General features: G+C 60.6%; 33 protein-coding genes and 1 tRNA gene. 18 read left to right on the top strand and 16 right to left on the bottom strand.

Annotated features, from left to right (window positions below; all coding sequences use genetic code 11):
• The first annotated feature begins 614 nt into the window (after nt 1-614).
• Nucleotides 615-1,535 (top strand): DUF5996 family protein, encoded by a 921-nt coding sequence (locus GKZ67_RS18850; RefSeq protein WP_173245505.1) that lies wholly within the window; start codon nt 615-617, stop codon nt 1,533-1,535.
• Nucleotides 1,536-1,713: 178 nt separating this feature from the next.
• A complete protein-coding gene (locus GKZ67_RS24805; protein ID WP_317172187.1) occupies nt 1,714-2,139 on the top strand; it encodes a UBP-type zinc finger domain-containing protein in 426 nt (141 codons plus the stop codon).
• Here the strand turns inward: GKZ67_RS24805 and GKZ67_RS18840 are convergent.
• On the bottom strand, nt 2,062-2,823 hold the full coding sequence (locus tag GKZ67_RS18840) for a pirin family protein (protein ID WP_173245502.1): 762 nt from the start codon (nt 2,821-2,823) through the stop codon (nt 2,062-2,064). The genes GKZ67_RS24805 and GKZ67_RS18840 overlap by 78 nt on opposite strands.
• A gap of 271 nt (nt 2,824-3,094) precedes the next feature.
• Here GKZ67_RS18840 and GKZ67_RS18835 point away from each other — a divergent pair, with 271 nt between their 5' ends.
• The 4 genes from GKZ67_RS18835 to GKZ67_RS18820 all read left to right on the top strand — a co-directional run bounded on the left by GKZ67_RS18835 (nt 3,095) and on the right by GKZ67_RS18820 (nt 5,587).
• Complete coding sequence (locus GKZ67_RS18835) at nt 3,095-3,400, top strand: winged helix-turn-helix transcriptional regulator (RefSeq protein ID WP_173245498.1); 306 nt, start codon at nt 3,095-3,097, stop codon at nt 3,398-3,400.
• Nucleotides 3,401-3,458: 58 nt separating this feature from the next.
• A complete protein-coding gene (locus GKZ67_RS18830; protein ID WP_173245495.1) occupies nt 3,459-4,157 on the top strand; it encodes an isochorismatase family protein in 699 nt (232 codons plus the stop codon).
• Between the two features lie 63 nt (nt 4,158-4,220).
• Complete coding sequence (locus tag GKZ67_RS18825) at nt 4,221-4,895, top strand: hypothetical protein (protein WP_173240525.1); 675 nt, start codon at nt 4,221-4,223, stop codon at nt 4,893-4,895.
• 14 nt (nt 4,896-4,909) lie between these two features.
• Entirely contained in the window at nt 4,910-5,587 is a 678-nt protein-coding gene (locus GKZ67_RS18820) for a TMEM175 family protein (protein ID WP_173245492.1), read from the top strand.
• A 27-nt stretch (nt 5,588-5,614) separates the two neighbouring features.
• On the opposite strand, the gene GKZ67_RS18815 is transcribed toward GKZ67_RS18820, so the two are convergent.
• The gene (locus GKZ67_RS18815) at nt 5,615-6,016 is read right to left on the bottom strand and encodes a glycerophosphodiester phosphodiesterase (RefSeq protein WP_173245489.1); all 402 of its coding nucleotides are present in this window, start codon (nt 6,014-6,016) and stop codon (nt 5,615-5,617) included.
• Nucleotides 6,017-6,514: 498 nt separating this feature from the next.
• On the opposite strand from GKZ67_RS18815, the gene GKZ67_RS22760 reads away from it, so the two are divergent.
• From GKZ67_RS22760 to GKZ67_RS18785, 10 genes are all read left to right on the top strand, one after another.
• Nucleotides 6,515-7,075, top strand: a complete 561-nt coding sequence (locus GKZ67_RS22760; RefSeq protein ID WP_217278635.1) for a carboxypeptidase-like regulatory domain-containing protein — start codon at nt 6,515-6,517, stop codon at nt 7,073-7,075.
• Nucleotides 6,988-7,695 (top strand): TonB-dependent receptor plug domain-containing protein, encoded by a 708-nt coding sequence (locus GKZ67_RS22755; RefSeq protein ID WP_217278634.1) that lies wholly within the window; start codon nt 6,988-6,990, stop codon nt 7,693-7,695. Before GKZ67_RS22760 ends, GKZ67_RS22755 begins: the two co-directional genes overlap by 88 nt.
• Entirely contained in the window at nt 7,671-8,987 is a 1,317-nt protein-coding gene (locus GKZ67_RS22750) for a TonB-dependent receptor domain-containing protein (RefSeq protein WP_217278633.1), read from the top strand. Before GKZ67_RS22755 ends, GKZ67_RS22750 begins: the two co-directional genes overlap by 25 nt.
• Nucleotides 8,918-9,517 carry a hypothetical protein gene (locus GKZ67_RS22745; RefSeq protein WP_217278632.1) on the top strand — a complete coding sequence of 200 codons (600 nt, stop codon included), beginning with the start codon at nt 8,918-8,920 and terminating at the stop codon, nt 9,515-9,517. The genes GKZ67_RS22750 and GKZ67_RS22745 overlap by 70 nt, the downstream gene beginning before the upstream one ends.
• Nucleotides 9,518-9,666: 149 nt before the next feature.
• Nucleotides 9,667-10,968, top strand: a complete 1,302-nt coding sequence (locus GKZ67_RS18805) for a RagB/SusD family nutrient uptake outer membrane protein (RefSeq protein ID WP_217278631.1) — start codon at nt 9,667-9,669, stop codon at nt 10,966-10,968.
• Entirely contained in the window at nt 10,965-11,258 is a 294-nt protein-coding gene (locus tag GKZ67_RS22740; protein ID WP_217278630.1) for a RagB/SusD family nutrient uptake outer membrane protein, read from the top strand. Before GKZ67_RS18805 ends, GKZ67_RS22740 begins: the two co-directional genes overlap by 4 nt.
• A 39-nt stretch (nt 11,259-11,297) precedes the next feature.
• Nucleotides 11,298-12,395 (top strand): phosphatidylinositol-specific phospholipase C1-like protein, encoded by a 1,098-nt coding sequence (locus tag GKZ67_RS18800; protein WP_173245486.1) that lies wholly within the window; start codon nt 11,298-11,300, stop codon nt 12,393-12,395.
• A 4-nt stretch (nt 12,396-12,399) separates the two neighbouring features.
• On the top strand, nt 12,400-13,857 hold the full coding sequence (locus tag GKZ67_RS18795) for a CehA/McbA family metallohydrolase (RefSeq protein WP_173245483.1): 1,458 nt from the start codon (nt 12,400-12,402) through the stop codon (nt 13,855-13,857).
• Between the two features lie 34 nt (nt 13,858-13,891).
• The gene (locus GKZ67_RS18790; RefSeq protein ID WP_173245481.1) at nt 13,892-16,165 is read left to right on the top strand and encodes a GH92 family glycosyl hydrolase; all 2,274 of its coding nucleotides are present in this window, start codon (nt 13,892-13,894) and stop codon (nt 16,163-16,165) included.
• An 11-nt stretch (nt 16,166-16,176) separates the two neighbouring features.
• Entirely contained in the window at nt 16,177-16,737 is a 561-nt protein-coding gene (locus GKZ67_RS18785; RefSeq protein WP_173245478.1) for a hypothetical protein, read from the top strand.
• Between the two features lie 30 nt (nt 16,738-16,767).
• Here GKZ67_RS18785 and GKZ67_RS22735 read toward each other — a convergent pair whose 3' ends face one another.
• Genes GKZ67_RS22735 through GKZ67_RS22720 form a run of 4 tightly spaced genes read right to left on the bottom strand, consistent with a single transcriptional unit; the run spans nt 16,768 to nt 19,409 of the window.
• Entirely contained in the window at nt 16,768-17,025 is a 258-nt protein-coding gene (locus tag GKZ67_RS22735; protein ID WP_217278629.1) for a hypothetical protein, read from the bottom strand.
• 34 nt (nt 17,026-17,059) lie between these two features.
• Nucleotides 17,060-17,308: an alkaline phosphatase family protein gene (locus GKZ67_RS22730; protein ID WP_217278628.1), complete on the bottom strand. Its 249-nt coding sequence runs from the start codon at nt 17,306-17,308 to the stop codon at nt 17,060-17,062.
• Complete coding sequence (locus GKZ67_RS22725; RefSeq protein ID WP_217278627.1) at nt 17,221-18,255, bottom strand: hypothetical protein; 1,035 nt, start codon at nt 18,253-18,255, stop codon at nt 17,221-17,223. Before GKZ67_RS22725 ends, GKZ67_RS22730 begins: the two co-directional genes overlap by 88 nt.
• A complete protein-coding gene (locus GKZ67_RS22720; protein WP_217278626.1) occupies nt 18,243-19,409 on the bottom strand; it encodes a YncE family protein in 1,167 nt (388 codons plus the stop codon). The genes GKZ67_RS22725 and GKZ67_RS22720 overlap by 13 nt, the downstream gene beginning before the upstream one ends.
• A 599-nt stretch (nt 19,410-20,008) precedes the next feature.
• On the opposite strand from GKZ67_RS22720, the gene GKZ67_RS18775 reads away from it, so the two are divergent.
• Nucleotides 20,009-20,320 carry a hypothetical protein gene (locus tag GKZ67_RS18775; protein WP_173245475.1) on the top strand — a complete coding sequence of 104 codons (312 nt, stop codon included), beginning with the start codon at nt 20,009-20,011 and terminating at the stop codon, nt 20,318-20,320.
• 7 nt (nt 20,321-20,327) lie between these two features.
• On the opposite strand, the gene GKZ67_RS18770 is transcribed toward GKZ67_RS18775, so the two are convergent.
• The 10 genes from GKZ67_RS18770 to GKZ67_RS18725 form a co-directional block, all read right to left on the bottom strand.
• Nucleotides 20,328-20,573, bottom strand: coding sequence for a hypothetical protein (locus tag GKZ67_RS18770; RefSeq protein ID WP_173245472.1), 246 nt, complete (start codon nt 20,571-20,573; stop codon nt 20,328-20,330).
• Between the two features lie 131 nt (nt 20,574-20,704).
• A complete protein-coding gene (locus GKZ67_RS18765) occupies nt 20,705-21,697 on the bottom strand; it encodes a hypothetical protein (protein WP_173245469.1) in 993 nt (330 codons plus the stop codon).
• 154 nt (nt 21,698-21,851) lie between these two features.
• A tRNA-Asn gene (locus tag GKZ67_RS18760) sits at nt 21,852-21,925 on the bottom strand.
• Between the two features lie 105 nt (nt 21,926-22,030).
• Nucleotides 22,031-22,474 (bottom strand): hypothetical protein, encoded by a 444-nt coding sequence (locus GKZ67_RS18755; RefSeq protein ID WP_173245466.1) that lies wholly within the window; start codon nt 22,472-22,474, stop codon nt 22,031-22,033.
• A gap of 91 nt (nt 22,475-22,565) precedes the next feature.
• Entirely contained in the window at nt 22,566-23,543 is a 978-nt protein-coding gene (gene ftsY, locus GKZ67_RS18750) for a signal recognition particle-docking protein FtsY (protein WP_173245464.1), read from the bottom strand.
• A gap of 212 nt (nt 23,544-23,755) precedes the next feature.
• A complete protein-coding gene (locus GKZ67_RS18745) occupies nt 23,756-23,914 on the bottom strand; it encodes a DUF4295 domain-containing protein (RefSeq protein ID WP_151086837.1) in 159 nt (52 codons plus the stop codon).
• Nucleotides 23,915-23,922: 8 nt separating this feature from the next.
• Complete coding sequence (gene rpmG, locus GKZ67_RS18740; protein WP_133659579.1) at nt 23,923-24,105, bottom strand: 50S ribosomal protein L33; 183 nt, start codon at nt 24,103-24,105, stop codon at nt 23,923-23,925.
• A 176-nt stretch (nt 24,106-24,281) separates the two neighbouring features.
• Nucleotides 24,282-24,521: a 50S ribosomal protein L28 gene (rpmB, locus tag GKZ67_RS18735; protein WP_068339669.1), complete on the bottom strand. Its 240-nt coding sequence runs from the start codon at nt 24,519-24,521 to the stop codon at nt 24,282-24,284.
• Nucleotides 24,522-24,684: 163 nt separating this feature from the next.
• Complete coding sequence (locus GKZ67_RS18730; protein WP_173245460.1) at nt 24,685-24,849, bottom strand: DUF5522 domain-containing protein; 165 nt, start codon at nt 24,847-24,849, stop codon at nt 24,685-24,687.
• Nucleotides 24,839-25,225, bottom strand: coding sequence for a RidA family protein (locus tag GKZ67_RS18725; RefSeq protein WP_173245457.1), 387 nt, complete (start codon nt 25,223-25,225; stop codon nt 24,839-24,841). Before GKZ67_RS18725 ends, GKZ67_RS18730 begins: the two co-directional genes overlap by 11 nt.
• A 112-nt stretch (nt 25,226-25,337) precedes the next feature.
• Here GKZ67_RS18725 and rocD point away from each other — a divergent pair, with 112 nt between their 5' ends.
• Complete coding sequence (gene rocD / locus GKZ67_RS18720; RefSeq protein ID WP_173245455.1) at nt 25,338-26,591, top strand: ornithine--oxo-acid transaminase; 1,254 nt, start codon at nt 25,338-25,340, stop codon at nt 26,589-26,591.
• Nucleotides 26,592-26,600 lie beyond the last annotated feature (9 nt).

Raw genomic sequence — 26,600 nt, 5'->3', positions numbered from 1 at the left:
CCAAAAATGACTAATAACGCCTTTTCTTGAAGTATTGTCCCGGTGTTTGTCCCGGTTTATGGTAGTTACTGCGGGGAGTGCTTTTATGCGGAAACATTTATTCCAGCTTCCTATCTACTGCGTGGTCGTGCTCAGATTGGTTGTTCTAGCCAAGGTGTTTCTCAAGCTCCGCTTTGTCGCATACTCCCCCAAGGGCAGCTTTGTTAGCGCCTATCTAACAAGTATCATGATGCTTAAGTGATTATTCTGACTTACTTGGTTCTCGACGGTGAGCGTAGCGACGTGGCCCTGGGCATTGATGTAGTGCAAGAGCGGAAGGCCCGGCCCCGTGCCCTCACTCGTGGGCGTGGTGATGAAAGGCTGGAATATTTTGACCTATTTCTCCGAACTCATGCCCGTACCAATATCAGAAACTCGGTTATGCACCTGCTGGGTCAATTAGAACCTCTCTGTTTGTGTAGCCGCAAACGAACGCCCAGCCAACGGATAGCCTCCTGGCCCGGATTGATACCCAAACCACCAGCATTTGCACCTGGTATCTGTGCGCGATAGTGGGTACTTTTGGGCATGCTGGCCGCCGCTCCACCTCTGGCGCAACCTGCTGCCTATCAACTATGGACCAACCTATTAATCCTTTTTCGACCTGGCCCGCGCTCCCCGCTGCGGACTGGGCTGATACCCGGCAGACCCTGCACCTGTGGACGCAGATAGTAGGCAAAACGCGCCTGGCCCTTAGTCCCATGCTCAACCACTGGTGGCAGGTGCCGCTGTATGTCACGCCCCGCGGCCTGAGCACCGGCCCGATGCCTTACGCGGGTGGCTCCTGCGAGGTGGTATTTGATTTTCGCCAGCATAAGCTGCGGGTGCACACCAGCGCCGGCCGCAGCCTGGAGCTGGCGTTACAGCCCCGCTCGGTAGCCGATTTTTATCGCCACTACCGGGCCCTGCTACGCGAAGCCGGCATTGCCGTTAAGCTCTGGCCCGTGCCAATGGAGCTGGAGGACACGACGCCGTTTCATCAGGACGAACATCATAAATCGTACGATGCGGCAGCCGTAGGCCGGTTCTGGGACGTGCTGCTGGCGGTCGACCAGCTGCTGAACGCCTTTCGCGGGCGCTTCACGGGCAAGTGCAGCCCGGTCCACTTCTTCTGGGGCTCCTTTGATTTGGCGGTAACGCGCTTTTCGGGACGGCCCGCGCCGCCGCACCCCGGCGGCATGCCCCACCTGGCCGACTGGGTGACGCGCGAATCCTACTCCGCGGAGCAGATTGCTGCCGGCTGGTGGCCCGGCGGCAATGGCCAGGAAGCGGCCTTCTACAGCTACGCCTACCCCGGCAACCCCGCTGTGGCCGACGCAGTCATTGAGCCCGTCGCGGCATTTTACAGCGGCGAGATGGGGGAGTTTTTCCTGCCCTACGAAGCCGCCCGCACGGCCCCTAACCCGGCCGACGCAGTCCTCGGCTTCCTGCAAAGCACTTACCAGGCCGCGGCCAGTCTGGCTCACTGGGACCGGGTCGTGCTGGAGCGAGCGTAGGTTGCGAGTGGGCAAGGGAATCTACGCCAGCGCTGGCCTCATTAGCTGCTGTAGAGACCCAGGCGGGGCAGCCAGGATTCGTACCAAAGCCGCCCGCAATGGGACTACCCGGATGGTAGGCGCGACCGATATTTTTGAGCTACTAATACACTAATAATCTGCTTACTATCTTGCTCTCATGATGCGCGCCGACTGGATTGGCTTGGCTACCCCCATTCACCTCGAAACCGAGCCCCACAGCGGTTGCGCCCACACCGGCCCCGCCCACGTGCATCCGGTACTGCCTTCGGCCAAAGGCTGCGAAGAGTGCCTGGCAAACGGCGACGACTGGCTGCACCTGCGCCTCTGCATGGAATGCGGCCACGTGGGCTGCTGCGACTCTTCGAAAAACAAGCACGCCACCCACCATTTTCACGCCACCGGCCACCCCGTCACCCGACGGAGGTGCGCGTGCGCCTCTGGTACGGCGCCGCGGCCCGGCCCGACGAGCAAACTACCGTCATCCGCCGCGAGATTGAGCGTTAAGCTAGGGTGCTACAGCCTTCGTTCGGGGCTCCCATGCCACCGCATAGTTAAGAACTTGGGGAGTCCCCACAATAAATAATTCACCACCGTCAGTAAACGCAACCTCTACCGTTGGCTCCTGCCAAATGCGCAGGGCATCGTCCTCTTGCACGGCAGCGCCGCCGAGATGGCCCGTGACAGCCAGCACGTACATAGTGTAGGCACAAGTAGGGTCGAGCGGGAGTGTCATAGTAGCCCCGGCCGAAAAGGCAAGCCGGCGAATGGTCAGCCCGGCGGTTTGGCAGTGCGCGGGGCTGCCGGCCCCGAGGTAGGTACGCGTCGTAACACCCTGCACCTGCACGGGCGCAAAGTCCTGGTCGTGGTAATCGACGTAGGCCGGGGCCTGGCGCAGGGCCTGGGCAAAGTCGGGGTCAAACCAAAGCTGGAACGAGCGGGTGCCGGCGCTGATTTTCTCGGCGTGTTGCAAGCCGCTACCAGACTGAATAACTTGGAAATCGCCGGTTTGCAGCGGAGTCCAGACCTGCGACGCCGTATCGAAGTGGCACACGCTGCCCTCCAGCACGAATGTCATGATTTCGAAGCCCTGGTGTGGGTGCAGGGCGAATTCGCAGTCCTCCAGCGCCACGGCGTGCGACCAGTAGAATACGTTCGAATACGGGGCCGTGGCGGCCGTGGCCCCGCTGGCCACCGGCTTGTTGACAACGAAGCGCCCCCCAAAAATGCGGGCTTGGACTTGCTGGCTTTTCTTGAGAAGCTGAACCATGAGGAAATCGCAGATGGGGTAAGGCAATAAGTTTGCGGCCGCCGGCTCCGGACTGCGCCACCAAACTAGGGGCTAGATACCGCGGTTGGTAGCAGCGGGCCGGGTAATCAAAAGTACCGACTTGCCTTTTTCTTACCTTGGTAGCCATCAGACTCCCAGTTACCTTTAGGTTACCTCACTCAACCGTTCCGGTTATGGATATCCCACACGTTCCTGCCTGCCCCGAGCGTCTGCGCTCGGCCCGGGCTACGCTCAGCCTGATTGACGGCAAGTGGAAAATCCCCATTATCATTGCCCTAGGCTACGGTCCCGGCGGTTCAAGGAGCTGAGCCGCGAAATCGAAGGCGTGTCGGCCAAAATGCTCAGCAAGGAGCTTAAGGACTTGGAAACGAATGGGCTGATTACCCGGCTGCCGCACGGCTCGCCTACCATTGCCGTTACCTACGTGCTGGCCCCGTTGGGCAAGTCGCTCGATAAGCTGCTGGTGGAGCTGCGCGAGTGGGGCGCGGCGTTCCGGGCGAGCACCGCCGTGGCTGGTTACCCCAAGGATACCGCTAACCTTTTGGTTACCAAATAGCCAGAAGTCCGGACGGATAGGTTTGTGACATCATTTTCACCAACCTCTTTTACGTCTGATGAAACCTTTCCTCCTTCTGCTGACCGTGGCTGCCTTGGGCCTCGGCAGCTGCAGCACCCCCACCCAAGCCAGCTCCGAGCCGGCAGCCGCAGCCAAACCCACCGCTTTGCCGGCCGCGTTTACGCCGCAAAACAGCGCCATCCTGCTCGTCGACCACCAGGACATGACTGTGGGCTGGATTAAAAGTCAACCCAAGGAAAACGTGCTGGCCAACGTGCGCCTGCTGGCCCGCCTCGGCACCGAGATGCACATCCCGCTCGTGGTTACGAGCACGATGGAAGTCCAGATTGGCACCAATATCAAGGAAGTGCAGCAGCTGGCTCCCGCAGCCTACGCCCAGCGCGTGAAGCGCGGCGGCACCCTCAACTGCTTCCTCGACCCCGCTTTCGCGGCCGCCGTGAAGGCCACGGGTCGCCAGAAGCTCATCGTCGCGGGTCTCACCACAGACATCTGCCTTATGCACACCGTGAAAGGGGCCCTGCGCGCCGGCTACACCGTGCAGGTGGTGGCCGACGCCTGCGGCAGCATGACGCCCCTGGCCGATGAGGTGACCTTCGCCCGCCTGCGCGGCCTGGGCGCGACCGTCACCGACGGCAACCAAATGCTGTCGGAGCTCTACTCCGATTTCGGGACGCCCGAAGGCCAGCGGGCGCAAAAAATCAACCTGGAGGAAGTCATCAGCAAGCTGCCCAAGTAAGCGGGCGCGCCGGAGCCCGGCTTCGCAAGAGCCGGGCATTTCTGCCACCTTGTTTTTTGCTCGATGAAGTTCTTTCCACTCAGCCTCACCCTGCTGCTGGCCGTACCCGCCGCAGCCCAAACCGCCGAGCCGGCGCCGGGCGCCGCCCCGCACCCGGCCGGCGCCCCCTTGCCCGTGGAGGTCATGGCCGGCCATCAGCAGCTCATCCTGCAAACGGTAGTCAACAGAAAGTTTGCGCCCGACAGCCGGTTCGCGTTTTTCAACCTGACCACTTTCGGCGCCGATTATCACAATGAGCCCACCAAAAACAGCTACCTCACCAGTGCCGCACTCAAGGTTGAGTTGCTGCCGCGTTTCTCGGTGTTTGGGGGCCTGAACATGAACTCAACAGTGGGGTTTCGGCCCACCGGCGGCCTCGATTACGTGTTCACCAACCCGACCTGGCTCGTGGTGGCCGAGCAAAGCGTGGACCTGACCGAAACCCACAACCTGCAAAGCCTGGTCCTGGTCGAGTTTAAGCCTCAGCTCACGGAGCGGCTGGCTCTCTACAGCCGGGTGCAGGGCCTCTACAACTATAACACCCAAGAAGAAGCCCACGACCTGAGCTACCTCTACCTGCGCCTGGGCCTCAGCTACCGCACGGCCGGCTTCGGCCTGGCGGCCAATCTCAGTCGCTTCGGTCCCTTCAAGGTGCTAAAAGAAAACTACGGCGTGTTTCTTCGCAAGGAATTTTTCTGATTTGCCCATCCCCCATGCCCGAACATTCGCATCCCGCATCCGAAAAAGAAACCAGTCGCCTGGAGGCCTTCAGCGATGGCGTATTTGGGGTGGCCATCACGCTGCTGGCCATTGAGATTACGGTGGACCACCATACGCCCGCTACCGACGCGGGCCTCCAACGCGCCCTGCTGGCCCTGTGGCCCGTGTACGTGGCGTATTTCGCCAGCTTTGTGCAGATACTGTTTATGTGGCTGGCCCACCACACCATTTTCGGGTTGGTGCGGCGCGTGAATACCGAGCTGATGCTGGCCAATGGGCTGCTGTTGCTGCTGGTAGTGCTGGTGCCCTTTCCCACCAAAACCCTGGGCGAATTCATTCACACCGACGCCCGGCATACGGCGGCCATTTTCTACACGGGCTACTTTGTGCTCATCAGCGCGGCCTTCGTGCTGCTCACACGGGTGGCCACGGCCCCACGCTACCACCTGCTCCGCGAAGGCGTGGCGCCGGCCACGCTGGCGCAGCTCCGGCGCAGCCAGGACCTGGGACTGCTGTGCAATGTGCTGATTGCCGCCACGGCGTTCCTGAATGTCTGGCTGGCATTGGCGCTCAGCACCAGTATGTGGATGTATTGGGCGTCGCTCTCGCGTAAAAATCAACTACCCGAATCAGCCCTACAATCACCCGCTAGGCCGGGCGGCAATGATTGAGTTCCGCGCCGCTTATCCCAGAGCCGGTTATACACGGAGAATGGGATAAACCACCCGAAGAGCTGCTTCCTTAAAGTCGATGTAGACAAAAAGCTTCTTATTACACAGCGCCAGAATTTGCTGAAAGGTGGGAATGGCGAAGGTCACCCCCGCTTGTTTCTGCGGGCTGGTAACGCAAACCTGCTGCAGTTGCTGTAACGACTGGTCTTCGACGGGTCCAGTGCCCGTGGTTACGCGGTCGAGGGTGGCATCGTGAAGGCTAATGAGCTGGCCGTCTTTGGTCGTGCGCAGGTCGATTTCTACATAATCTGCGCCCTCCCGGATAGCTTGCTCGTAGGCCGCCAACATGTTTTCGGGGAAGGTAGTGTCGTACCCCCGGTGGGCGATAACCACAAAGTGGTGCCGGGGCGTCGGGAGCGGATTTGGCACAGGCGGTGGTGCCTGCCAGGCCCCACCAAAGCACGGCGCTGAGCAACCAGTTCTTCGGCATTCAGGAGTAGGGGGCTTAGCGCGGATTCTGGGGCAGTGTACGTTTTTTGCCAGCCTGGCTCCCCCTCTCCTTTTCGGAGAGGGGGCCGGGGGTGAGGCGTACGCAAGAACAGAACCCGTACACTGACCCAGAATTCGCGCTAGGTGTTAAATTTTCCCAAAAGGACGGCCGTACTATGGGGTTCTGGTTGCTTAAACATGATGAGCAAGTTATCTCTAATAGTAGGGTGAATTCGGTAGTTGTTGGGATAGTGGCCTGGGTTAAAACGTTGGTCTAAAGGTTGAGAAATTACCACCCTGTTCTCTCTCGCTTAACTTCGCCTCACAATTTCTTCTTTGATAAATACTAAGCATAATCCAGCAATCATGCTGAGGTAACTGCCGCGCCGGTGCTTTGCAGTGCTTTAATACAGCACCTACCAAGCACCACTAGCGCGTATGAAAAACGGGTACTTTTCCTTCTTATTCTGGCAGGCTACGGCGGGCCTGCCCTGGCGGGGCATGCTGCCGCTGCTGGTGCTGACGCCTGCCCTGGCCCTGGCCCAACAGACCATCAAGGGCACCGTAACAGACGAAAAAAACGCGGCGCTGCCCGGGGTGACAGTGCGCCTCAAAGACGGCAGCAATGCCGTGGGCACCGGCACCGACGGCACGTACAGCATCAAAACTACTGGGCCGGCCGACGTGCTGGTTTTCTCCTTCGTGGGCACTGTGACCCAGGAAGTTATTGTCGGTAACCAAACCACCGTCAACGTGACGCTGCTACCCGATGCCCAGCAGCTGAAGGACGTGGTAGTGATTGGCTACGGCACCCAGAGCCGGCAGGACGTCGTCGGGGCCGTCACCTCCATCAAAGCCGAGCAGTTTAACCCTGGCGTGCTCACTACCCCGCCGAACTACTGCAAGGCAAGGTGGCGGGCCTCAACATCACCAAAAGCGGCGACCCCAACCAGCGGCCCTCGGTGGTATTGCGCGGGCCGAGCACTATTCGCACCCTGAACGGCGGCATTACCGAGCCGTTTTACGTGATTGACGGGGTGCCGGGCGCGAGCATCGACCTGCTGGCCCCTGACGATATTGCCAGCATCGACGTGCTGAAGGATGCCTCGGCTACGGCCATCTACGGCACCCGCGCGGCCAACGGGGTTATTATCGTGACTACCAAGCGGTCCAAGCCCGGCCAGACCCGCCTCACCTACAGCGGCTACGGGGCCGTGTCGAAGGTATCGAAGCGCATCGACATGCTGAGCGCCGACGAGCTGCGCCAGTACCTAAAAACTAACAATGCCAAGCCGCTGGCAATGCCTACCGACGACGACGGCTCAAACACCAACTGGCAGGACCTGATTGAGCGCACCAGCTACGCCACCAATCACAACGTGTCGTTTACCGGCTCGGCCAATGCCACTGACTACGGAGCCAGCGTCAATTATCTGAAAAACAATGGCATTCTGATAAATACCTCCCTGGAGCGTCTTATTACCCGCGGGTTTATCAACCAGCGTTTCTTTAACAACCACCTGCGCCTGGGGCCAACATCATTAACAGCAGCACTACCCAAAACGATATTCCGCAGACCTACGTGCTGCCGGGGATGCTGTTTTACCTGCCCACGGTGAGCCCTTTTAACCCCGATGGCACCTACAAGGAAAACTTTACCCGCACCGGCAGCGGCCCGCTCAACCCGCTCTCGCTGGCCAACAACAATAGCTACGTCACTAACGATAATAAGACACTACTCAACGGCATCGTGCAGGTCGACATTATCACGGGCCTGAAGCTGACGCTGAGCGGCTCAACCCAGCGCGACCAAGCCAACTACAGCAGCTACCTCAACAGCCAGTCGGGCCTGGCCGTGAACCTGGGCGGGGTGGCCCGCCGCGCCGAGTACCAGACCACCAACGACGTGCTGGAGGCCTACGCCAACTACGATAAAACGCTGGGGCTGCACAGCGTTCAGCTACTAGGGGGCTACTCGTACCAGCAGGACCGCACCAACGATGGCTTCGGCATCACGACCCAGAACTTTGCCAATGATGCGCTGGGCTCTAATAACTTATTCCTGTCCAACCCATCGTCGCTGGCCCAGATTGCTTTCGACAACAACCCCATCTCGACCCTACGGCTCCTCTCGCAGTACGGCCGCGTGCAGTACCAGTACGGCGAACGTTACCTGGCGCAGGCTTCGCTGCGACGCGATGGCTCGTCGGCCTTCGGCGTGAACAATCGTTACGGCTACTTCCCCACGGCGGCCGTGGGTTGGCGCATCATCGGCGAAGATTTTATGCGCCGCTACGAGGCCGTGAGCGACCTCAAGCTGCGGGCTGGCTACGGGGTATCGGGCAATAGCCAGGGCTTCGACGCCTTTTCGGCCATCCTCATCTATGGCACGCCGCCCGGTAGCAGCAAGTACCTCAACAACGGCACCATCTCGAACGTGGTGAACGCGGTGCGCAACGAAAACCCCGACCTGAAGTGGGAGAGCACTGCCACCTACAACGTGGGCCTGGACTTCGGCTTTTTGAAGAACCGCATCACGGGCTCGGTGGACTACTATGTGAAGAAAACCAGCGACCTGATTGACGACGTGCTGCCAGTGTCGAGCACCGAGTTTCAGTACACCACTTACACGGCCAACGTGGGCAGTATGACCAACCGTGGCGTGGAGGTGGCCCTGAGCGTGGTGCCGGTGCAAACGGCAGCCTTCACCTGGCGCTCGTCGCTCAACTTCTCGCACAACTACAACAACATTGACAACCTCTCGACCGACCGTTTCACGATTCCCTATATCCAAACGGCGCAGCTCGGGGCAAGGGGCAAAGTGGCAACTACAGCCAGATTGTGCAGCCCGGCTCGCCACTGGGCACCTTTAAGCTGTGGCACTACCTGGGTAAAAACGACCAGGGTGTGAGCACTTACCAGAAGGCCGACGGTACTACCACCGCTACCCAACCCCTGACCACCGATATGCAGCTGGCCGGCAGCGCCCAGCCTACTCTCATCTACGGCTGGGTCAACACGTTTAGCTATCAAGGCTTCGACCTCAACTTTTTAGTGCGCGGAGTACTGGGTAACAAAATCCTAAACGCTACCCTGGCTGGCCTTAATAACCCGGCCGACGCGCGCCTGCAAAACATCCCGCGCTTCACGCTGGGCGAGTCGCCCAACGACATCAATGCCTACCTCATCTCCGACCGCTTTCTGGAAAGTGGCTCGTACCTGCGCCTCGACAACGCGACCCTGGGCTACACCCTGCGCCCCAGAACCGAATATGTAAAGGCTATCCGGCTCTACGTGACGGGTAGTAACCTGTTTGTCATTACCAAATACCGCGGCGTCGACCCGGAAATCAACATCGGCGGCCTCACGCCGGGCATCGACAACAACAGCTTCTACCCCAAAACTCGCACGTTCACGCTGGGCCTTACGGCTTCGTTTTAAGCGCAGTAACTTATCAGTGGGCGGTCCATGCTGAGCCTGCCGAAGCATCTCTACCGCTTCGTTGAGCAGTTTGCGCATAGCGCGGCAGGGATGCTTCGACAAGCTCAGCATGACCGCTTTTTGGTGTAGTGCTTCTCAAACTTAATCTTATGAAAAGTAAAGCTATTCTCCTTACTCTGAGCGTACTGGCCGTGGGCGCTTACTCCTGCAAAAAGCTGGACGTGCCGGTCGAGTCGCAGTTCGTGGCCTCCAACTTTCCCAAAACGCTGTCGGACTACAACGCCTCGATGGGGGCCATTTACTCCAACCTGTCGTCGCAGTTTGCGGTGCCCTACTGGCGGATGCAGGACATGAGCACCGACGAGGCCATTTTGCCCGCCCGCGACGGCAACTTCGACGACGGCGGGCAGTACCGGCAGCTGCACTACCACACCTGGACGCCCGACCACCCCAACGTGCTCACCATCTGGCAGTGGGCCTACGGCGGCATCACCACCTGCAACCGCCTGCTCAACATTACCAACTCGTTTGGCTTTTCGGATGCCGAAAAGGCCAACCACCTGGCCGAAATCCGGGCCATGCGGGCGCTCTATTACTTCTTTCTGCTCGATTTGTACGGTAACGTACCCATTGTGACTGACTACCCGGTGGTGAGTTCGCCAGCCACCCAGCCCCGCGCCGACGTGTACAAGTTTATCGAGAGCGAACTGACGAGCCTCACCGGCAAGCTGCCGGCCAAGAGCAGCAATGCGGCCACCAACACCCAGCAGTATGGCCGCCCCACCAAGGGCCTGGTGTATGCCCTGCTGGCCAAGCTCTATCTCAACTCGGAGGTGTACGGCGGGGCAGCCCGCTACCCCGACGTGGTGCGCATGGCCGACAGCGTGCAGGCCAACCCCAACTACAGCCTCGATGCCCGCTACCGCGATATTTTCCTGCCCAACAACGGGCCGCAGATTAAGGAAACCATCTTCGCCATTCCCTACGACCAGCAAATTCCGGGCAATCAGTTCACGCGCTTCGGCTTCTTTTACTACCTGGTTAATGCCTATGGCTTCAACGTGGGCCTGAGCATTGCCATGAGCACCACGCCCGAGTTTTACGCCCGCTTTAACCTACCCGGCGACTTCCGCACTACTACCTGGCTGGCGGGCCCGCAGTTTGTGCCCGATGGCAACGGCGGCTTCACCAGCACGCCGGTGTACTACCCTGGCACCACCACCCAAATTAACATCAACCCGGTGCTGACGTTGGTGCCACCCAAGCCCATGGACGTGGGCAATACCATCGCTACCCAATCGGAGGGCGTGCGCTCCATCAAGTACTACCCCGACCCTACTATCATTCAGGCTACCCGCCTCAACGGCAACGACGTGCCCGTGCTGCGCCTGGCCGACGTGCTGCTGATGAAGGCCGAGGCCATTTTGCGCGGGCCAGCGCCACTACCGTGAGCGGCGAGCTGCAAACGCCGCTGCTGCTCGTTAACAAAATCAGGGCCCGCGCCGGGGCGCAGCTGGCCACTAGCATCACCCTGGATGGGATGCTCGACGAGCGCGCCCGCGAACTGAGCTGGGAAGCCTGGCGCCGCAACGACCTCATCCGCTTCGGCCAGTTTGAAACCGAGTATCCGCTGCCTAACGACGTGCTTAAGATGGACAAGAGCACCTTCCGTCGCCTCTACCCCGTGCCCACCATCGAGCTGCGCCTGAACTCGGCCCTGCAGCAGAATACCGGGTATTAGCGGCGCGCCGGCCCCATCTTCCTTTCCCACGAAAAAACCATGAAAATCACGCTGCAACTATCCGCGCTGGCGGGCATCCTGGTGCTGGCTGCATTCACCAAGCCCGCCGAGCCGCTGCGAATGAATCAGATTCAGGTCATCGGCTCGCACAACAGCTACAAGCAGGCCATCGACCCCAAGCTGTTTAAGGTGCTGCAAAAGGCCGACTCGGCCAGCATGAGCCGGATTGACTACGAGCACCTCTCGCTGAGCGAGCAGCTCAACAAGGGGCTGCTGGCCCTGGAAATTGACGTGTACGCTGATACCCAGGGCGGCAAATACGCCCACCCCAAGGGCCTCGACCTGGCCCCCGGCCAGGCGCCCTACGACGAGGCCGGGCTGATGAAGCAGCCGGGCTTCAAGGTCTTCCACATTCAGGACCTCGACTACCGCAGCAACGCGCCCACCTTCAAGCTGGCCTTGCAGGAGTTAAAAAAGTGGTCTCTGGCCCACCCCACGCACCATCCGGTGTTCATTACCATGAATGCCAAAAGCGAAGCCCTACCCCGGCCGGGCCTCACGGTGCCCGAGCCCTTTACGGCAGCGGTGTTTGATGCCTTGGACAAGGAAATCCTGGATAACCTGGGGGCCGACAAACTCATTACCCCCGACCAGGTGCGCGGCGCCTACCCCACTCTGGAGAGAGCGGTGCTGCACCAAAACTGGCCTACCCTGGCGGCGGCGCAGGGCAAGTTCGTGTTTGTGCTCGATGAGCTGGGTGAGAAGCGGGCTACCTATATCCAGGGTCACCCCTCGCTGAAGGGCCGGGTGCTGTTTGCCGATGCCGAGCCCGGCACGCCTGAGGCCGCCATTCACATCATGAACAACGCCAAGAAAGACCTGGCCGCTATCAAGAGCTTGGTGGAGAAGGGCTATATCATCCGCACCCGCGCCGACAGCGATACCCAGGAAGCGCGCCGCAACGACCCCAGCAGCTTCATAGCAGCGCAACAGTCGGGCGCCCAGATTATCAGCACCGACTACTACCTGCCCAGCACGCACTTCCAGTCGCCCTACGTGGTCAGCTTCGCGGGCGGCACCTACTTTCGGCCCAACCCGGTGAATACGGCCTCGTCGGCTTCGGCCGCCGTCAAATAGCCCGGTGAGCGCGCGGAGGAAAACGTGGCAGCATTGGGCCGGCTGGTGGTTAGTACTGGGGCTGCTCGCACTGGCAGTCCCGACAGCGGCCCAGGCGCCGGTAGAGGTAGTGCGGCAGGGCCACGTAGCGGCCGACAGCCTATATCAGCTTTTTTACCTGCCCATTGAGGTGCCGGCGGGCACGACCGAAATCAGGGTGCAGGAAGACTACGACCACGCGGGCGGCAACGTGCTCAACATGGGCATTTATGACCCTAGGGGCTACCAGCCAGGTACTCCAGCAGGCTTCCGGGGGTGGTCGGGCGGGGCCAAAACGACCTTTTTCATCAATGCCCAGACCGCTTCCACGGGCTACGTGCCCGGTCCCGTCGGGGCCGGCACCTGGCACGTGCTGCTCTACCCCTCCACCATTGCCCCAACCGGTATCAACTGGAAGCTGACCGTGACGCTGGTGCCGGGCGCGGCGGGGCAGGCGTTTCGGCCCACGCCCGCGCCGGCCGTGGCCAACACCCGGCCGGGCTGGTACCAGGGCGACCTGCACCTGCACACACTGCACTCGGATGGCCGGCGCACCCCACAGGAGCTGGCCGACGAAGCTGTGGCCCAGGGCCTGGACTTTCTTATCTCGACCGAGCACAACACCAACAGCGCCAACCTGAGCTGGGGGACTTACGCCCGACCCAACCTGCTGCTTATCAACGGCGAGGAAGTGACCACCACGGCCTTCGGGCACTGGAACGCGCTGGGCCTGGACTATACGACCCTGATTGACTGGCGCTACGCGCCGCGCGACAGCGCCATTGCCCGCTACGTGGCCCAGGTACACGCCGTTGGCGGCCTGGCCATTATCAACCACCCCTTCTTCCCCGATACCGTCAACCGGTTCCGGTTCGGGGTGCGGCATTTCGACGGCATCGAAGTGTGGAATGGCCGCTGGGATGCCCGCAACGAGCGCGCCCTGGCCTGGTGGAATGCCCTGTTGCGCCAGGGCCACTCCCTGCTGGCCGTGGCTGCCAGCGACACCCACACCGCCGCCCCCTCGCCCAACCAGCTCGGCCGGCCCCGCACGGTGGTGCGGGCCAGTAGCTTGTCGCGGGCGGGCATTATGCAGGGGCTGTGTCGGGGTAGGGCCTACCTGGTGGCTAACCGGCCCATCGGGCTAACCTTGACCGCGCGGGCCGGCACCCAAACGGCAGATATCGGCGACACGCTGGCGGTGGCCGCCGGGCACGCCGTGCGGGTGACCCTGGCGTTGCGTGGCGCGCCGGCCGGCACCGTTACGCTGCGCGGTGAGGGCGGCGTACTGGCCCACGGCCCGGTGGCGGCCCGCGGGACCACGGCGCTGCACTGGCGGCTGCCGGCGGCCGGGCTACCCCATTACCTGCGGGTGGAGGTGCGCACCCCGGCCGGCGCCGTGCTGGCGCTCACTAACCCCATCTGGGTGCTCCCTGCGCCTCGCTGAGGCACTTTTTGCAAGTTACTGAAGGTATTTTTCTATGCGTTTTGCTAAAATATGGCTGCTATTTGGCGGCCTGCTCGCCCATTTGGGCCCGGCTGCGGGGCAAAGCTACAGCCAGTACGTAGACCCGCTCATTGGCTCGGAGGGGCTGGGACGAGTGTTTATTGGCCCCACCGCGCCCTTTGGGATGGTGAAGCCCGGCCCCGACTGCACCAGCAGCCCCAACAGCGGCTGGCTGCCCGAGCCTACCCCCGTTACGGGTTTTGCCCAGGTGCACGTGAGCGGCACCGGCGGCGGCCCCAAGTACGGCAACATTCTGCTGATGCCTTTCAGCGGGCCGCTGGTGCTGGGCGACAAGTCGGCGCACCGCCAGGCTGAGCACGTGGCGCTGGGCTACTACCGTACCCAGCTTGCGCAGCCAGCCATCAGCGTGGAGATTACGGCCTCGCCCAAGGTGAGCTTCTACCGCCTGGCTTACCCCCCTGGCCAGCCCCGGGCGTTGCAGCTCGATGCTGGCTTTTTTCTGGGCGAGCAGCCCGAGCCCGACGCCCGCGAGGCCCAGCAGTTTGTGGGCTCGGAAATCGAAATCGTGTCCGATACCGAAGTGAGGGGCTACAGCCGCATCCGGGGCGGCTGGAACAACGGCCGGGCCTATACCGTGTACTTCGCGGCCGTGTTCGACGCGCCGGTGGCCGAGTTTGCCACCTGGAAAGGCACCCGACTGCAACCCGGCCAGCGGTTGCAAGCCGACTCGGGCGAGAAAACCGGGGCCTTGCTGCGCTTTGCCAGCGGCCCCGGCGACTCACTCAAAGTGAAGGTGGGCATCTCGTTTCTGAGCGCGGCCAGGGCCAGCGACAACGTGCGGGCCGAGCTGCCGGGCTGGAACTTTGCCCAAGCGTTGGACCTGCTGCGCACCCGCTGGAACGAGCTGCTGGGCCGGGCCGAACTTGGGGCTGATACGCCCCTCGACCAGAAGAAGCTGTTTTACACCGGCCTCTACCACACCATGCTCATGCCCGTGGACCGCACCGGCGAGAATCCGCTCTGGAACGGGCCGGCACCGTACTACGACGATTTTTACGCCATCTGGGACACGTTTCGGACTTCCAACCCGCTCATTACCCTGCTTACCCCGGAGCGCGAAACGGCCATCGTCAACGCGCTGCTCAACATTTATCAGCACGACGGCTACCTGCCCGAGGCGCGCAGTGGCAACGCCAACGGCCGCACCCAGGGCGGCTCCAACGCCGAGGTGCTCATTGCCGATGCCTTCGTCAAGCACCTGCCCGGCATCGACTACGCCCAAGGCCTGGCCGCCATGCTGAAGGATGCCACCGTGCCGCCCGGTGGTAATGAGGAGCAGGAGGGCCGCGGTGGCCTGCCCGATTACCAGCGCCTGGGCTACCTGCCCTACGGCGTGCCCCGCGCCGGCAACCGTACCCTCGACTACGCCTACGACGACTACTGCATTGCGGTGGTAGCCAAGGGTCTGGGGCAGCAGGCCACGTATGAGCAGTACCACCGCCTGGCCGATAACTGGCAAAACCTATGGCGCGCTGATTACCGCAGCCACGGGGCCACGGGCTTCATCATGCCCCGCGACGCGGCCGGCAAGTGGCTCGATACCATTGCCTACGGTACGTCCAACATCCAGCACCCCACCTTCGTGTATACGCCGCTGATGCGCGAGTACCCGTGGTACGTGTGCCACTGGTGCGGCTTTTTCTACGAGGCCACGTCCTGGGAATACTCGCTGAGCGTGCCGCATCAGGTGCCAGCGCTCATTGCCAAGTCGGGGGGTGGGGCAGCGTTCCGGGCCCGGCTCGATACGCTGTTTGAGCGGAAATACTACAACGTGGCTAATGAGCCGTCGTTCCTCACGCCCAGCCTCTACCACTGGCTGGGGCGGCCCGATTTGAGTAGCCAGCGCATCCGCCAGATTATTGCCCAGAGCTTCCGCCCCACGCCCACCGGCCTGCCCGGCAACGACGACTCGGGCGCCATGTCGTCGTGGCTGGCCTTCCAGATGATGGGGCTTTACCCCAACGCCGGCCAGCCCTACTACCTGCTCAACGCCCCGCTGGTGCGCCAAACCACCCTGCACCTGGCCGGCGGTAAGAACTTTACAATCACCGCCCATAACCTCTCGGCTACCAACTGCTACGTGCGAGCGGCCCGCCTCAACGGCCGGCCCCTGCGCCAGGCCTGGCTGGCCCATCAGGACCTGGTGCGCGGCGGCGAGCTGGTGCTGGAAATGGCCGCCCAGCCCGGCGACTGGGGCACCCAGCTCCTACCCCCCTCCGCCGACTAGCTCGCGCTCCCATGATGAAAAAACTCCTGCTCCTGCTGCTACCTGCGCTCCTGGCCCGGCCGGCGGCGGCCCAGCTGCTGAAGCCCGTAGTGGGCCCCGGCACTACCTTCGGCTACGTGTTTGACCTACACGGCCAGCACGCGCCCTTTGAGCTGGCCATTGCCGGCGCTACCGATACCCTGCGCCTGAACTGGCGCATTCGAGGCCTCGCGGGCGGGGCCTACGCCGTGTCGCCCACGGCCTGGCAGCGGGCCGACAAGCTGAATTTTGCCCAGCCTACCCCCGGCCGCACCGTGCGCCTGCCCAACGACCAGACGTTTATGCTGCTCTCTAAAAGTGCTTTCGCGGCGCTGGTGGCCCGGCATCGCTACGAGTATGACCACACCGTGTATGAGCTGCGCGCCGACACCGCCCCGCTGCTGCTCGGCGGCCGGCCGCTCGATGTGCTGCATGTAGTGGCCCTGGGCGACCCCACCGAGCTGTGGATTCTTAACAACCCTGACTTTCCCGTCATTTGCCAGGCACGGCATAATCCGCTGGGTATTGACTTTGTGCTGACCGGGATAAAGTAAAAAATATGTCTTGAGCACTACCCTACCCTCTCAATCGTCGTCATCGTCGGTGGCCGGGCCGCTAAGGGTGGCGGGGTAGGGCTGCCGGCCCTTGGCAGCAAACCAAAGGATGCGGTTCAGCACGTCGTCGCGACCGTTGTCAATGTGGTCAAACTCGGGGCTGCTGGAGAGCCGGCCGAAGTGCAGGGCCGCGCCCGTCAGCTTTGAGAGCGGCGGGTTGAGCTGGTTGAGGGGCACGCGGTTGGGCAGGCTGCGGAAGGGGCGAAGTTGGGCCGGTCGGTGAAGCACTCGAACAAGGGCAGGGCCGTAGCATCGATGTTGTTCATGGGGGTAGGCCCAGAATCTGCTCAATGGAGCGTACAATGCCGGTCTGATTGTAATTCTTGTGCACCGGGCGGCGCAGGCGGCTGTAGGCGCTCACCACGAAGCCCGTGGTGCGGTAGGCCGACACGTGGTCCCAGCCGGCCTGCGAGTCGTCTTCGGTCACAAACACCACCGTGTTTTTCCAGAACCGGCTCTTGCTAAGCGCGGCCAGTATGCGGCCCAGGGCCAGGTCGTTGTCGGCCACCATAGCACGCGGGCGGGCATGCCCGGCCGGGTGCCCACCGTGTGGTCGGTCGAGAGGGCCATCACCGACAGCTCGGGGAAGGCATCGCCGGGTTGCTTCTCATAGGTCGCTAACTCTTTAATGAATGCGGCGGCCCGAATCTGGTCGGTAATGCGTAGCTCGTCGGAACCGGGGTAGTTGGGCGAGAGCAGCGGCCGCACCCGCGAAATGGTACTGGTATTGGTAAAATTGAAAGGTTTGCCGGCCTGGTAGTTATTGTAAATGTCCGTCCAGCTCAGCTGGGTGTCGTAGTGCGGCTTGCTGGCCTCGCCGTAAATGCGCACCGAATGACCGTGGTCAGCGGCGTGGTTCCAGATAAAGCCCGTTGGGCTGTACACCAAGGCATCTTCCTGCACGTGGGGGTAGCTGCGAAACCAGGCCCGCACGTTCTTTTCCACGTAGTCCGATACCATGCCTGCGTCGGTCCATTGGTGGCCCTCGGCCGACGACTTGCCCGACACGTAGTAGTTATCCAGCAGCAAAAAATCGCGGGCCAGCTGGTGTTGGTTGGGCGTCACGCTGTCGCCAAATATGCACAGCGACTTATCGCCCCGGCCCTGCGGCAGGTCGCCGAGCACCTGGTCGTAGGTCCGGTTTTCCTTGATAATGTAGAGCACGTGCTTGAATACTGAGGGCTCGCCGATGCGCTCGGGCAGCGGTACCGGCGGCTGGCCGGGCCGCGGCAGCCGCTGGGCCAGTTCCTTACGAAACGCGAAAGCCAGCTCGCACACCCGCGCCGTGTACCGGGCCAGCTGCGCGGCGTTGGGCAGCGCAATCAGCGACACCGTGGCCCGCTGGTGGTGCGAGTTGAAGGCCGGGGCGGCGGGGTGCAGCAGCGGTTCCAGCGCGCCGCCTGCCTGCAGCAGGTCAGTGGTGCTCACGCGGGCGCCTTCGCCTTCTAGGTTGGCCACAAACAGCGCGTGAGCCCCCAAAGCCAGGCCGCCGGGATAGGCCTCGGTGGGTATAAAGCCCGCAGCTGGCTGGCACCCGGCGCACCGGCGCGGGCGGCGGCCTGGCCCAGCGCCACCACGGCCACGGCATTGTCGAGGCCGTTGGCCACGTAGAGGGTAGTGCCGTCGGCGCTCAGGGCCAGCGCGTTGGGCGAGTCGCCGCCGTAGCCGGGCGGGGTGGGCAATAGCTGCACGGCAATGGTTTCGCGCAGGCGCAGGGTACTGGTTTCCAGCACGCTCACTGCGTCGCTGTTGCCGTTGGCCACGTACACGTGCTGCTCGTCGGGGCTGGTCAGTACGGCATTCGGGTGCAGGCCCACCGGTATTTCCCGGATAAATTTGCCGTCGGCCTGCTCCAGAACTGATACGGTGCCCTGGGCAATGGCCCCGGTTTTAGGGTCGATGTAGGCGCGGCCGTAGGGCACGCCAGCCACTTCGCGGTGCAGGGTGTCGGTGGGTAGCGGCCCGCCCCAATTGCTCACGAACACCCGCCCACCGGCCACGGCCACGCCGTAGGGTGCTACCCCCGTAGTCCGGGTCCAGAGGCGCTCGCCAGTGGTCAGGTCGAGCTTGGCTAATTGATTATTACCGTTGAGTACCACATAGAGGCAGCGACGGCCGCCCTCAGTGGTCAGGGCCAGGTCGTTGGGCAAGGCCAGCGGGGCATGCACTGGGGCAAACGAGAATACGCGCCGCAGGCGTAGCTGACCATCTGTGTACTCTGCATCGAGCACGCCGCCCTGGTGAGTCTGGCCGTTGTCGGCGCTCCAGAGCAGGTGCACTACCCCCTCCTGGCGCAATACCTTCAGGCCCGAGTAGGTGCTCATCATGCCCTTAGTACGGGCGTCGGCAGCATAGGTCCAGCGGGCTGCCACGGTGCGCTGCAGGGTATCTATCAGGGCCACGCCGTAGCGGTCCTCTACCGCCAGCAGCGGGGTGTCGGGCACCAGCTGCACGTCGAGGGCGTGGTTTTCAAGGTCGGTGCTGCCATAGGCCACTACCCGGCCGGCGGGCGCCAGCAGGCGGTTGTAGGGCATGAGCACCGGCAGATGGGTGCTGTGCAGGGTGCTGTCGTCGTAGAGGCTGTGCTGGGTAGCCTGCTCGGGAGTGAGCACGGACTGAGCGCGATGCGGGCCCGAGCAGCTTAATAAACCAAATACCAGGTAACTAAGTAAGGCGCAACCACTATACCACGTGTGCTTCATCATTTCAGAACGACCAGGTGGCAATGGCCATGTGGCCCGGCCCCCGGCCGGGACGTAAAAGTAGAGTTGGCGATAGGGTGACAATATGTGTAAATTGTTACCATTCTAATTATTACCCTACTGCTGCTGAGGTGGTCGGGTAAAGCCGGACAGAACCTAATTGCCCGCATTCTGAGCCATCCCAACCCGCCAAAATCCGGCGCGAGGCCCTAACGGGAATTTCTGTTCTCACTCTTGCGCCACTCCTGTTACCCGGACGAGCACCCGCACGAGGTAAGTAGCCCGCTGCTGACTGGAGCAGTTTCAGAGTCAGTGTACAGCCGAGCAAGTAGCGCGGACTTTTAGTCCGCGAGTGACAAGCGGCCTAGTTTGCGAACTGAAAGTCCGCGCTACTGTACGGTGACTTCGAAACCACTCTAGTAGAAGGAAAAGGCGGAGCAGAAAAGATTGATGTCTACATCAATCAGCTAATGCAAGAGTTTCTAGATAAATGCGCTTACTATTATAAATTGACTGAAGCACTCAGGGATTTGTTCAGGCATATATTTAAAACTAAGGCTGAAAGCAATACTTTTTGGGCTAAAATAATTTCAATAGCTTCAATTATTATTTCGATAACCAGCGCAGGTCTTAATTTTTATACTGATTCTCAAAAATCGAAGAAGGTAGAACCACAAATAATAAAATTAGATACTAGCAGTATTGATTATTACATTAGAAACAATAAAAATTCTAGAAACCCCAGGCAGGAAGACACACTGGCGAGGGAGAGCAAGCAAAGGCTTCGTTTAGATTCTTCTAAAATAAGGGAAAAAATATAGAAAAATCTCACGTAGCTGGCACCCCATCATACCACTCCCCCAAAATCTTCTGCCAGGCATCCAGCACCGCCGGGGCCAGCAGCCGTGCCTTGTCTTTAGCGTAGCGGTCTGTCACATCCTCTTCAGCGTGCCCGAGCACCAGCTTGGCCAGCGCCTTGTTGCCGTTGCTCACCTGCTTGAGCAGCGTGCCGGCTGTGTGCCGCGCCGTGTGGGTGCCGATGACCTGCCAGATAGGCCGCCAGTTGTGCACCACCTTACCACCCGTAATCAGCCGGTCGTCCCATTCCCGCGTGAGGCCCGCCGACTGCGCAATCTCCTTAATTCAGTCGCCGCGCTGCTGCCAGGTACGGGCCGGAAACCGCCAGCCGCGCCGCTCCCCGATTTTCACCGCGATGGGTGGCAGCGGTACCGCCGCTTCATTACCCGTTTTCCCTTGCGCGTGGAGCAGCGCGGGCACCTGGCTACCATCCGCCAGGGTAAGGGTAATCCGCTCGCGTACGTCAAACTTTTCAAGGTCTTCATACCGCCGCCCGCTGAACAGCTGAAACAGCCACCGGTCCCGCTCCTCCGCCAGGTGCTCCGCCGTGGGCCGCCACCGGATGAGCCTGCGCACCTCCTCAATCTCCAGGTCCAGCTGCGGCGCGTTCTTGGCCGAGTATTGCAGCCACGGCACATCGGCCTTCTCCCCAGCTGCTCGAAGCACTTGCGCAGCCCGGTAAAATGCACCTTGATAGTAGCGTCCGACTTCTGCAGGTCCAGCAGGTGCTGCAGGTATTCCTTTGCGACCTTCTGCGTCACATGCGTCGGTCGCGGGTCCGGCTGCCAGCTCTCCATCATTGTAGCCAGCTGGTCGTACTTGCGCAGCGAGTCCTTGCCCAGGTTGCGGTTTTCCGCTTTCCATTCCTCCAGCACCTGCCGGAAGGTGCGAGCCTCGGCAGCTTTCACCGGTATGGGCTCAGGAGTCGCCGGCTGAGCAGCCGGCAGCAGTTCAGCTACCATCGCAGCCTTGGGCAGCTTCTGGCCCGGTGCCAGGTCGTACAGCCGGTTGAAGGTATCCGTAACCTCCTTGGTGAAGGCGCTCAGCCGGGTATTGATGTTAATGGCCGTATCAGGATGGGTAGGCACGGTGCCCTTTTCCTTCTCTGTAAGCTTACGGCCTTCCAGCACGCTCTGCGAGCCGTCGTGCCACAGCTCCTCCACCTCGCCATCCCTGCCCACCCGCCTGGGCAAGACCAGTTCGCCCGTATTCACCTGCAATTCCTCCCCATGCCACCGCGCTGTGAGCCGCACCGGGCACAAGCCCTGTCGGTTAGTAGCCGCTGGCCGCAGATACAGCCGTACGCTGATTATCTTCTTGTAGGTAGTAGGGCGTAGCATGCTCTTCGGTTGTGTCCCGGTATTGTTCCCGGTTTGTGTCCCGGTTCACACCCAAAGATAACCGACAACACCCGACTAGCCAACCCCAAAAAGTGCCCCTATAGCCTAGAAACGAAGAATGCCCACCGGTTAGGGTGGGCATTCAAGGTAGTAGCGCTCCCTCCTGGGCTCGAACCAGGGACCCTCTGATTAACAGTCAGATGCTCTAACCGGCTGAGCTAAGGAAGCTTTATATTCCGAAACCGGCGCTTTCGGGCTGCAAAGATAGGGAAGGTGTTTTTCAAAAAACAAGCTTCCATCCATAATTTGCGCGCTTTTTTCAAAAAAAGTCCTTTAGTTTGTGATTGTCAATAAGCTACCATCGAGGTTGGTCGTGTACTGCCGCAGGGAACGGGTAGCGGGGCCCGACGTCACCTGGCCTTGCAGACTGAAGTGCGAGGTACAGCAGCTATCCTGAAAGTAGAGATGTGAGCTGTGGTCGAGGCTAATAGTAGCGCAGGCACTTAGCGGTTGGTAAGGGCAATTGCGCTCAAAGGCCAGGTAGCTGGTAGCATTCTGCCGGACCACGTAGATGCCCTTTACGCCACCGTGCCCATTAGCGCTACCCGGTGGAATAGCTACTACGCCATTATCGAAACGCAGGGCCTTATTTTGCTGGTCGAGCAGGTCAAGCTGCACGTTTACTGGCACATACGGGATGGTAGAGGCTGCATCGGTATTGCTGTTGCAGGCGGCCAGCAGCCCACTGGCTAACAACCCTAGAAGAAGAATGCGCATCACAGAGATAGCTAATAACTGAACTTCTCAACGCACAAAAGCGCCCGGTAGTCTACCGAACGCTTTTTGCGGGAGTGTTTTTACAGAAAGGCTATTTTTTAAACAATGAATTGACGAACGTGTGGCGGTCAAACAGCTGCAGGTCAGTCATCTTCTCCCCAACTCCTATGTAGCGAACCGGAATACTAAACTGGTCGGAAATGCCAATAACCACGCCGCCCTTGGCAGTGCCATCGAGCTTGGTGATGGCCAGGGCCGATACCTCGGTGGCGCGGGTAAATTCCTTGGCCTGCAAAAAAGCGTTCTGGCCGGTGCTGCCATCAAGCACGAGCAATACCTCGTGCGGGGCTTCGGGGATAACCTTTTGCATGACGCGCTTGATTTTACTCAGCTCGTTCATCAGGTTCACTTTGTTGTGCAGGCGGCCAGCAGTGTCGATGATGACCACGTCGGCACCCATCTCTACACCTTTTAGCACGGCATCGTAGGCCACGGCGGCAGGGTCGGTGTTCATACCGTGCGAAATAACGGGCACGCCCACTCGCTGGCCCCACACAATAAGCTGGTCTACGGCCGCCGCCCGGAAAGTATCGGCCGCGCCGAGCACAACTTTCTTGCCCGCCGCATGAAAGCGGTGCGCCAGCTTGCCGATGGTCGTGGTTTTGCCCACGCCATTTACCCCAACTACCATAATGACGAACGGATGGCCTGGGCTATCGGGCCGGTCGAGGATAGCCCGCGAGCCGGTGCGGTCGCCGTGCGCATCGAGCAGGCCCACAATCTCTTCGCGCAAGATGCGGTCGAGCTCGCTGGTGCTCACGTACTTGTCGCGGGCCACACGCTTCTCAATACGGTCGATGACTTTCACGGTGGTATCGATGCCTACATCGGCATGCACGAGCAGCGTTTCGAGGTCGTCGAGCACCGCTTCGTCCACGGTATTTTTACCCACCACGGCCTTGCTCAGCTGGTCGAAGAAGCTGGTTTTCGTCTTCTGCAAGCCTTCGTCGAGAGCCTGCTGCTGCTCTTTATTTTCCTTGTCTTTCTTAAAAAAGTCGAAGAGGCCCATATACCAGAGTTATCATGCTGAGCGGAGCGAAGCACCTTGTCACGTTCGCGCCGGAGGGTGAGGGTAGGATATCTGACGAAAGCAGCCGTGATAAGATGCTTTCCCGACTGACGAACCGAAGGTCGGCGTCAGCCTGACAGAATAGAAATTGGTAAACACGAAAAAAGTCCCACGAAGGTGGGACTTTTTTGCTTCATCTGCGGCTGGGCAGCTTACTTATTGCTGGCCAGTACTTCCTGCACCTTGTCAACTGGTACCATTTCCTCCTTAAAGGTGTAAGCACCGGTCTTCTCCGAGCGCACGGCACGAATTACTTTCGCCCAGTCTTTGCCGGTGGCAGTTTTCAGGGTTGCTACTACTTTCTTAGCCATGACTCAGGTTATTTAATTTCCTTGTGAACAGTCATTTTACGCAGAATCGGGTTGAATTTCTTCAGCTCGATGCGCTCGGGGGTGTTCTTGCGGTTCTTGGTGGTGATGTAGCGCGAGGTGCCCGGCATACCCGAGTTTTTATGCTCGGTGCACTCCATGATAACCTGCACCCGGTTTCCTTTCTTGGCCATCGCGACGGGAGGGGGTTAATTTTTTAATTTAGGACTGCAAAGGTACGGTTTTTTTTCGAAAAACCGCAACGTATTGTCGGCCTGCTTTCTGCCCATCCAGCCCGGTGCGCCTGGCACGAGGGACTTTTTAGCAACAAACCCGAAAAAGATGTCCTTTACAGTACCGAAAGCGGATACTAATACACAATAAAGCCTTGCTCCTTGGCCTTCTTCAAGGTGGCCATGATGCCGTTCTTGTTGATGGTGCGGATGGTCGAAGCAGCAACTTTCAGCGTAACCCAGGCATCTTGCTCAGGAATGTAAAAGCGCTTTTTCTGCAAGTTGGGGTAGAACTTACGCTTGGTCTTGTTGTTGGCGTGCGACACGTTGTTACCTACGCGGGTGCGCTTGCCGGTCAAATCACAAACTCGGGCCATGATATCGAAGGGTTAGATGATGCTATTCCGAAACGGGCCGCAAATATCGGCAAAATTCAGCCAACCACCAAATTAGTGCGTAGGTAAAGCGCGGATACGCTTTGGTCGCCCACCTGCTTAGTGAAAATAATATTGTTTTTTTAAATATATTATATATTCAATATTATTCCGACTTCTTTCTTTCTTTTTGCCAGGGGCAATGGCGGCAGCCGCTGCCGCAGCAGGTGCCCCGGCGCAGGTGGTATTGGGCCGTAAACACCAGGTAGCCTTCGGGCGTGTAGTAAAAGTCGCCGGGCTGCAAGGGCTGGGGCCGGGCGTTAGCGGGCATCGGGCAAGGCGGCGATGCACTCGATTTCAACCAGCGCGTCGAGGGGCAGGCGCGATACCTCGACGGTAGTGCGGGCCGGGCGATGCGCGCCGAAAACATCGGCGTACACCGTATTCATGCGGGAAAAATCGGCGAAATTTTTCAGAAACACCGTCGTTTTCACGATGTTGGCCAGGTGCAGGCCGCGGCTCGATAATACGGTATGCAGGTTGGCGAGCACCTGACGGGTTTGCTCCTCAATAGTAGTGGCCTCGATGCGCATGGTGGCGGGCACGAGGGGCGTCTGGCCCGAGCAGAAGACAAAGCCGCCCGCTACAATGGCCTGGGCATAAGGACCCACGGCCTGAGGGGCATCGGGGTGGTGCAGGGTTTCCATAGGCCGCAAAGGTAGCCGAAGCCCGGCGGCGGGCCGAAAAAGCCGCTGCTTTGTTTGTAATTTTGAGCGACCCGACAGTCTTCTCTCCCACCCTTTTAGCCGCCTTTTCCTTATGCAGTCGACCACCGATAACACGCTGACCAGTTCGCGCGCCGAAGAGCTTATGCAGCTCGAAGACCAGTACGGGGCGCATAACTACCATCCGCTGCCCGTGGTGCTAAGCCGGGGCCAGGGCGTGCAGCTCTGGGATGTGGCGGGCAAGCAGTACTTCGACTTCCTTTCCGCGTATTCGGCCGTAAACCAGGGCCATTGCCACCCGCGCATTATCGGGGCGCTCACCGAGCAGGCGCAGAAGCTGACGCTGACTTCGCGGGCATTTTTCAACGACCGGCTGGGCGCGGCCGAAAAGCAGCTTTGCGAGCTGTTTGGCTACGAGAAAGCGTTGCTGATGAACTCGGGAGCGGAAGCCGTGGAAACGGCGCTTAAGCTGGCCCGCAAGTGGGGCTACCAGGAAAAGGGCATCGCGCCCAACCAGGCGCGCATTGTGGTGGCCGAGCACAACTTCCATGGGCGCACTACGGGCATTATTTCGTTCAGCACCGACGGCGACAGTACGGGCGGCTTCGGGCCTTTTGTGCCGGGCTACCAGGTGGTGCCATTTGATGATAGCGAGGCGCTGGCCGAGGCACTGAAAGACCCGCACGTCTGCGGCTTTTTGATTGAGCCCATTCAGGGTGAGGCGGGCGTGGTAGTGCCCCACGAGGGCTACCTGAAACGAGCCGCCGAGCTGTGCCGCGAGCACAACGTGCTACTCATCACCGACGAGATTCAGACCGGCCTGGGCCGCACCGGCAAGCTATTGGCTACGGACTACGAAGAAGTGCGCGGCGATATTCTTATTCTGGGCAAAGCCCTGAGCGGCGGCGTGCTGCCGGTATCGGCGGTGCTGGCCGATGATGCGATAATGCTCACCATTCAGCCGGGGCAGCACGGCTCCACGTTTGGCGGCAACCCGCTGGCCTGCGCCGTGATGCAGGCCGCGCTCGACGTGCTGCTCGACGAAAAGCTGGCCGACAATGCCTATCGCCTGGGCGAAATTTTTCGCCAGCAGATGCGGGCCGTGCAGCAGCGCCGGCCCGACGTGGTGGAGCTGGTGCGCGGTCGGGGCCTGCTCAACGCGGTGGTTATCCGGCCCGCCGCCGATGGCCGCACCGCCTGGGACGTGTGCGTCAGCCTCATGGAGCACGGCCTGCTGGCCAAGCCCACGCACGGCGACATTATCCGCTTTGCGCCGCCGCTGGTGATTACGGAAAGCGAATTGCGCAAAGCCTGTGGCATTATTGAGGCAGTACTTATGGCCTTCTAAGCGCAAGGT

The organism is Hymenobacter sp. BRD67 (assembly GCF_013256425.1).
Lineage (GTDB): Bacteria > Bacteroidota > Bacteroidia > Cytophagales > Hymenobacteraceae > Hymenobacter.
This window is presented reverse-complemented; position numbering and strand designations above follow the sequence as displayed.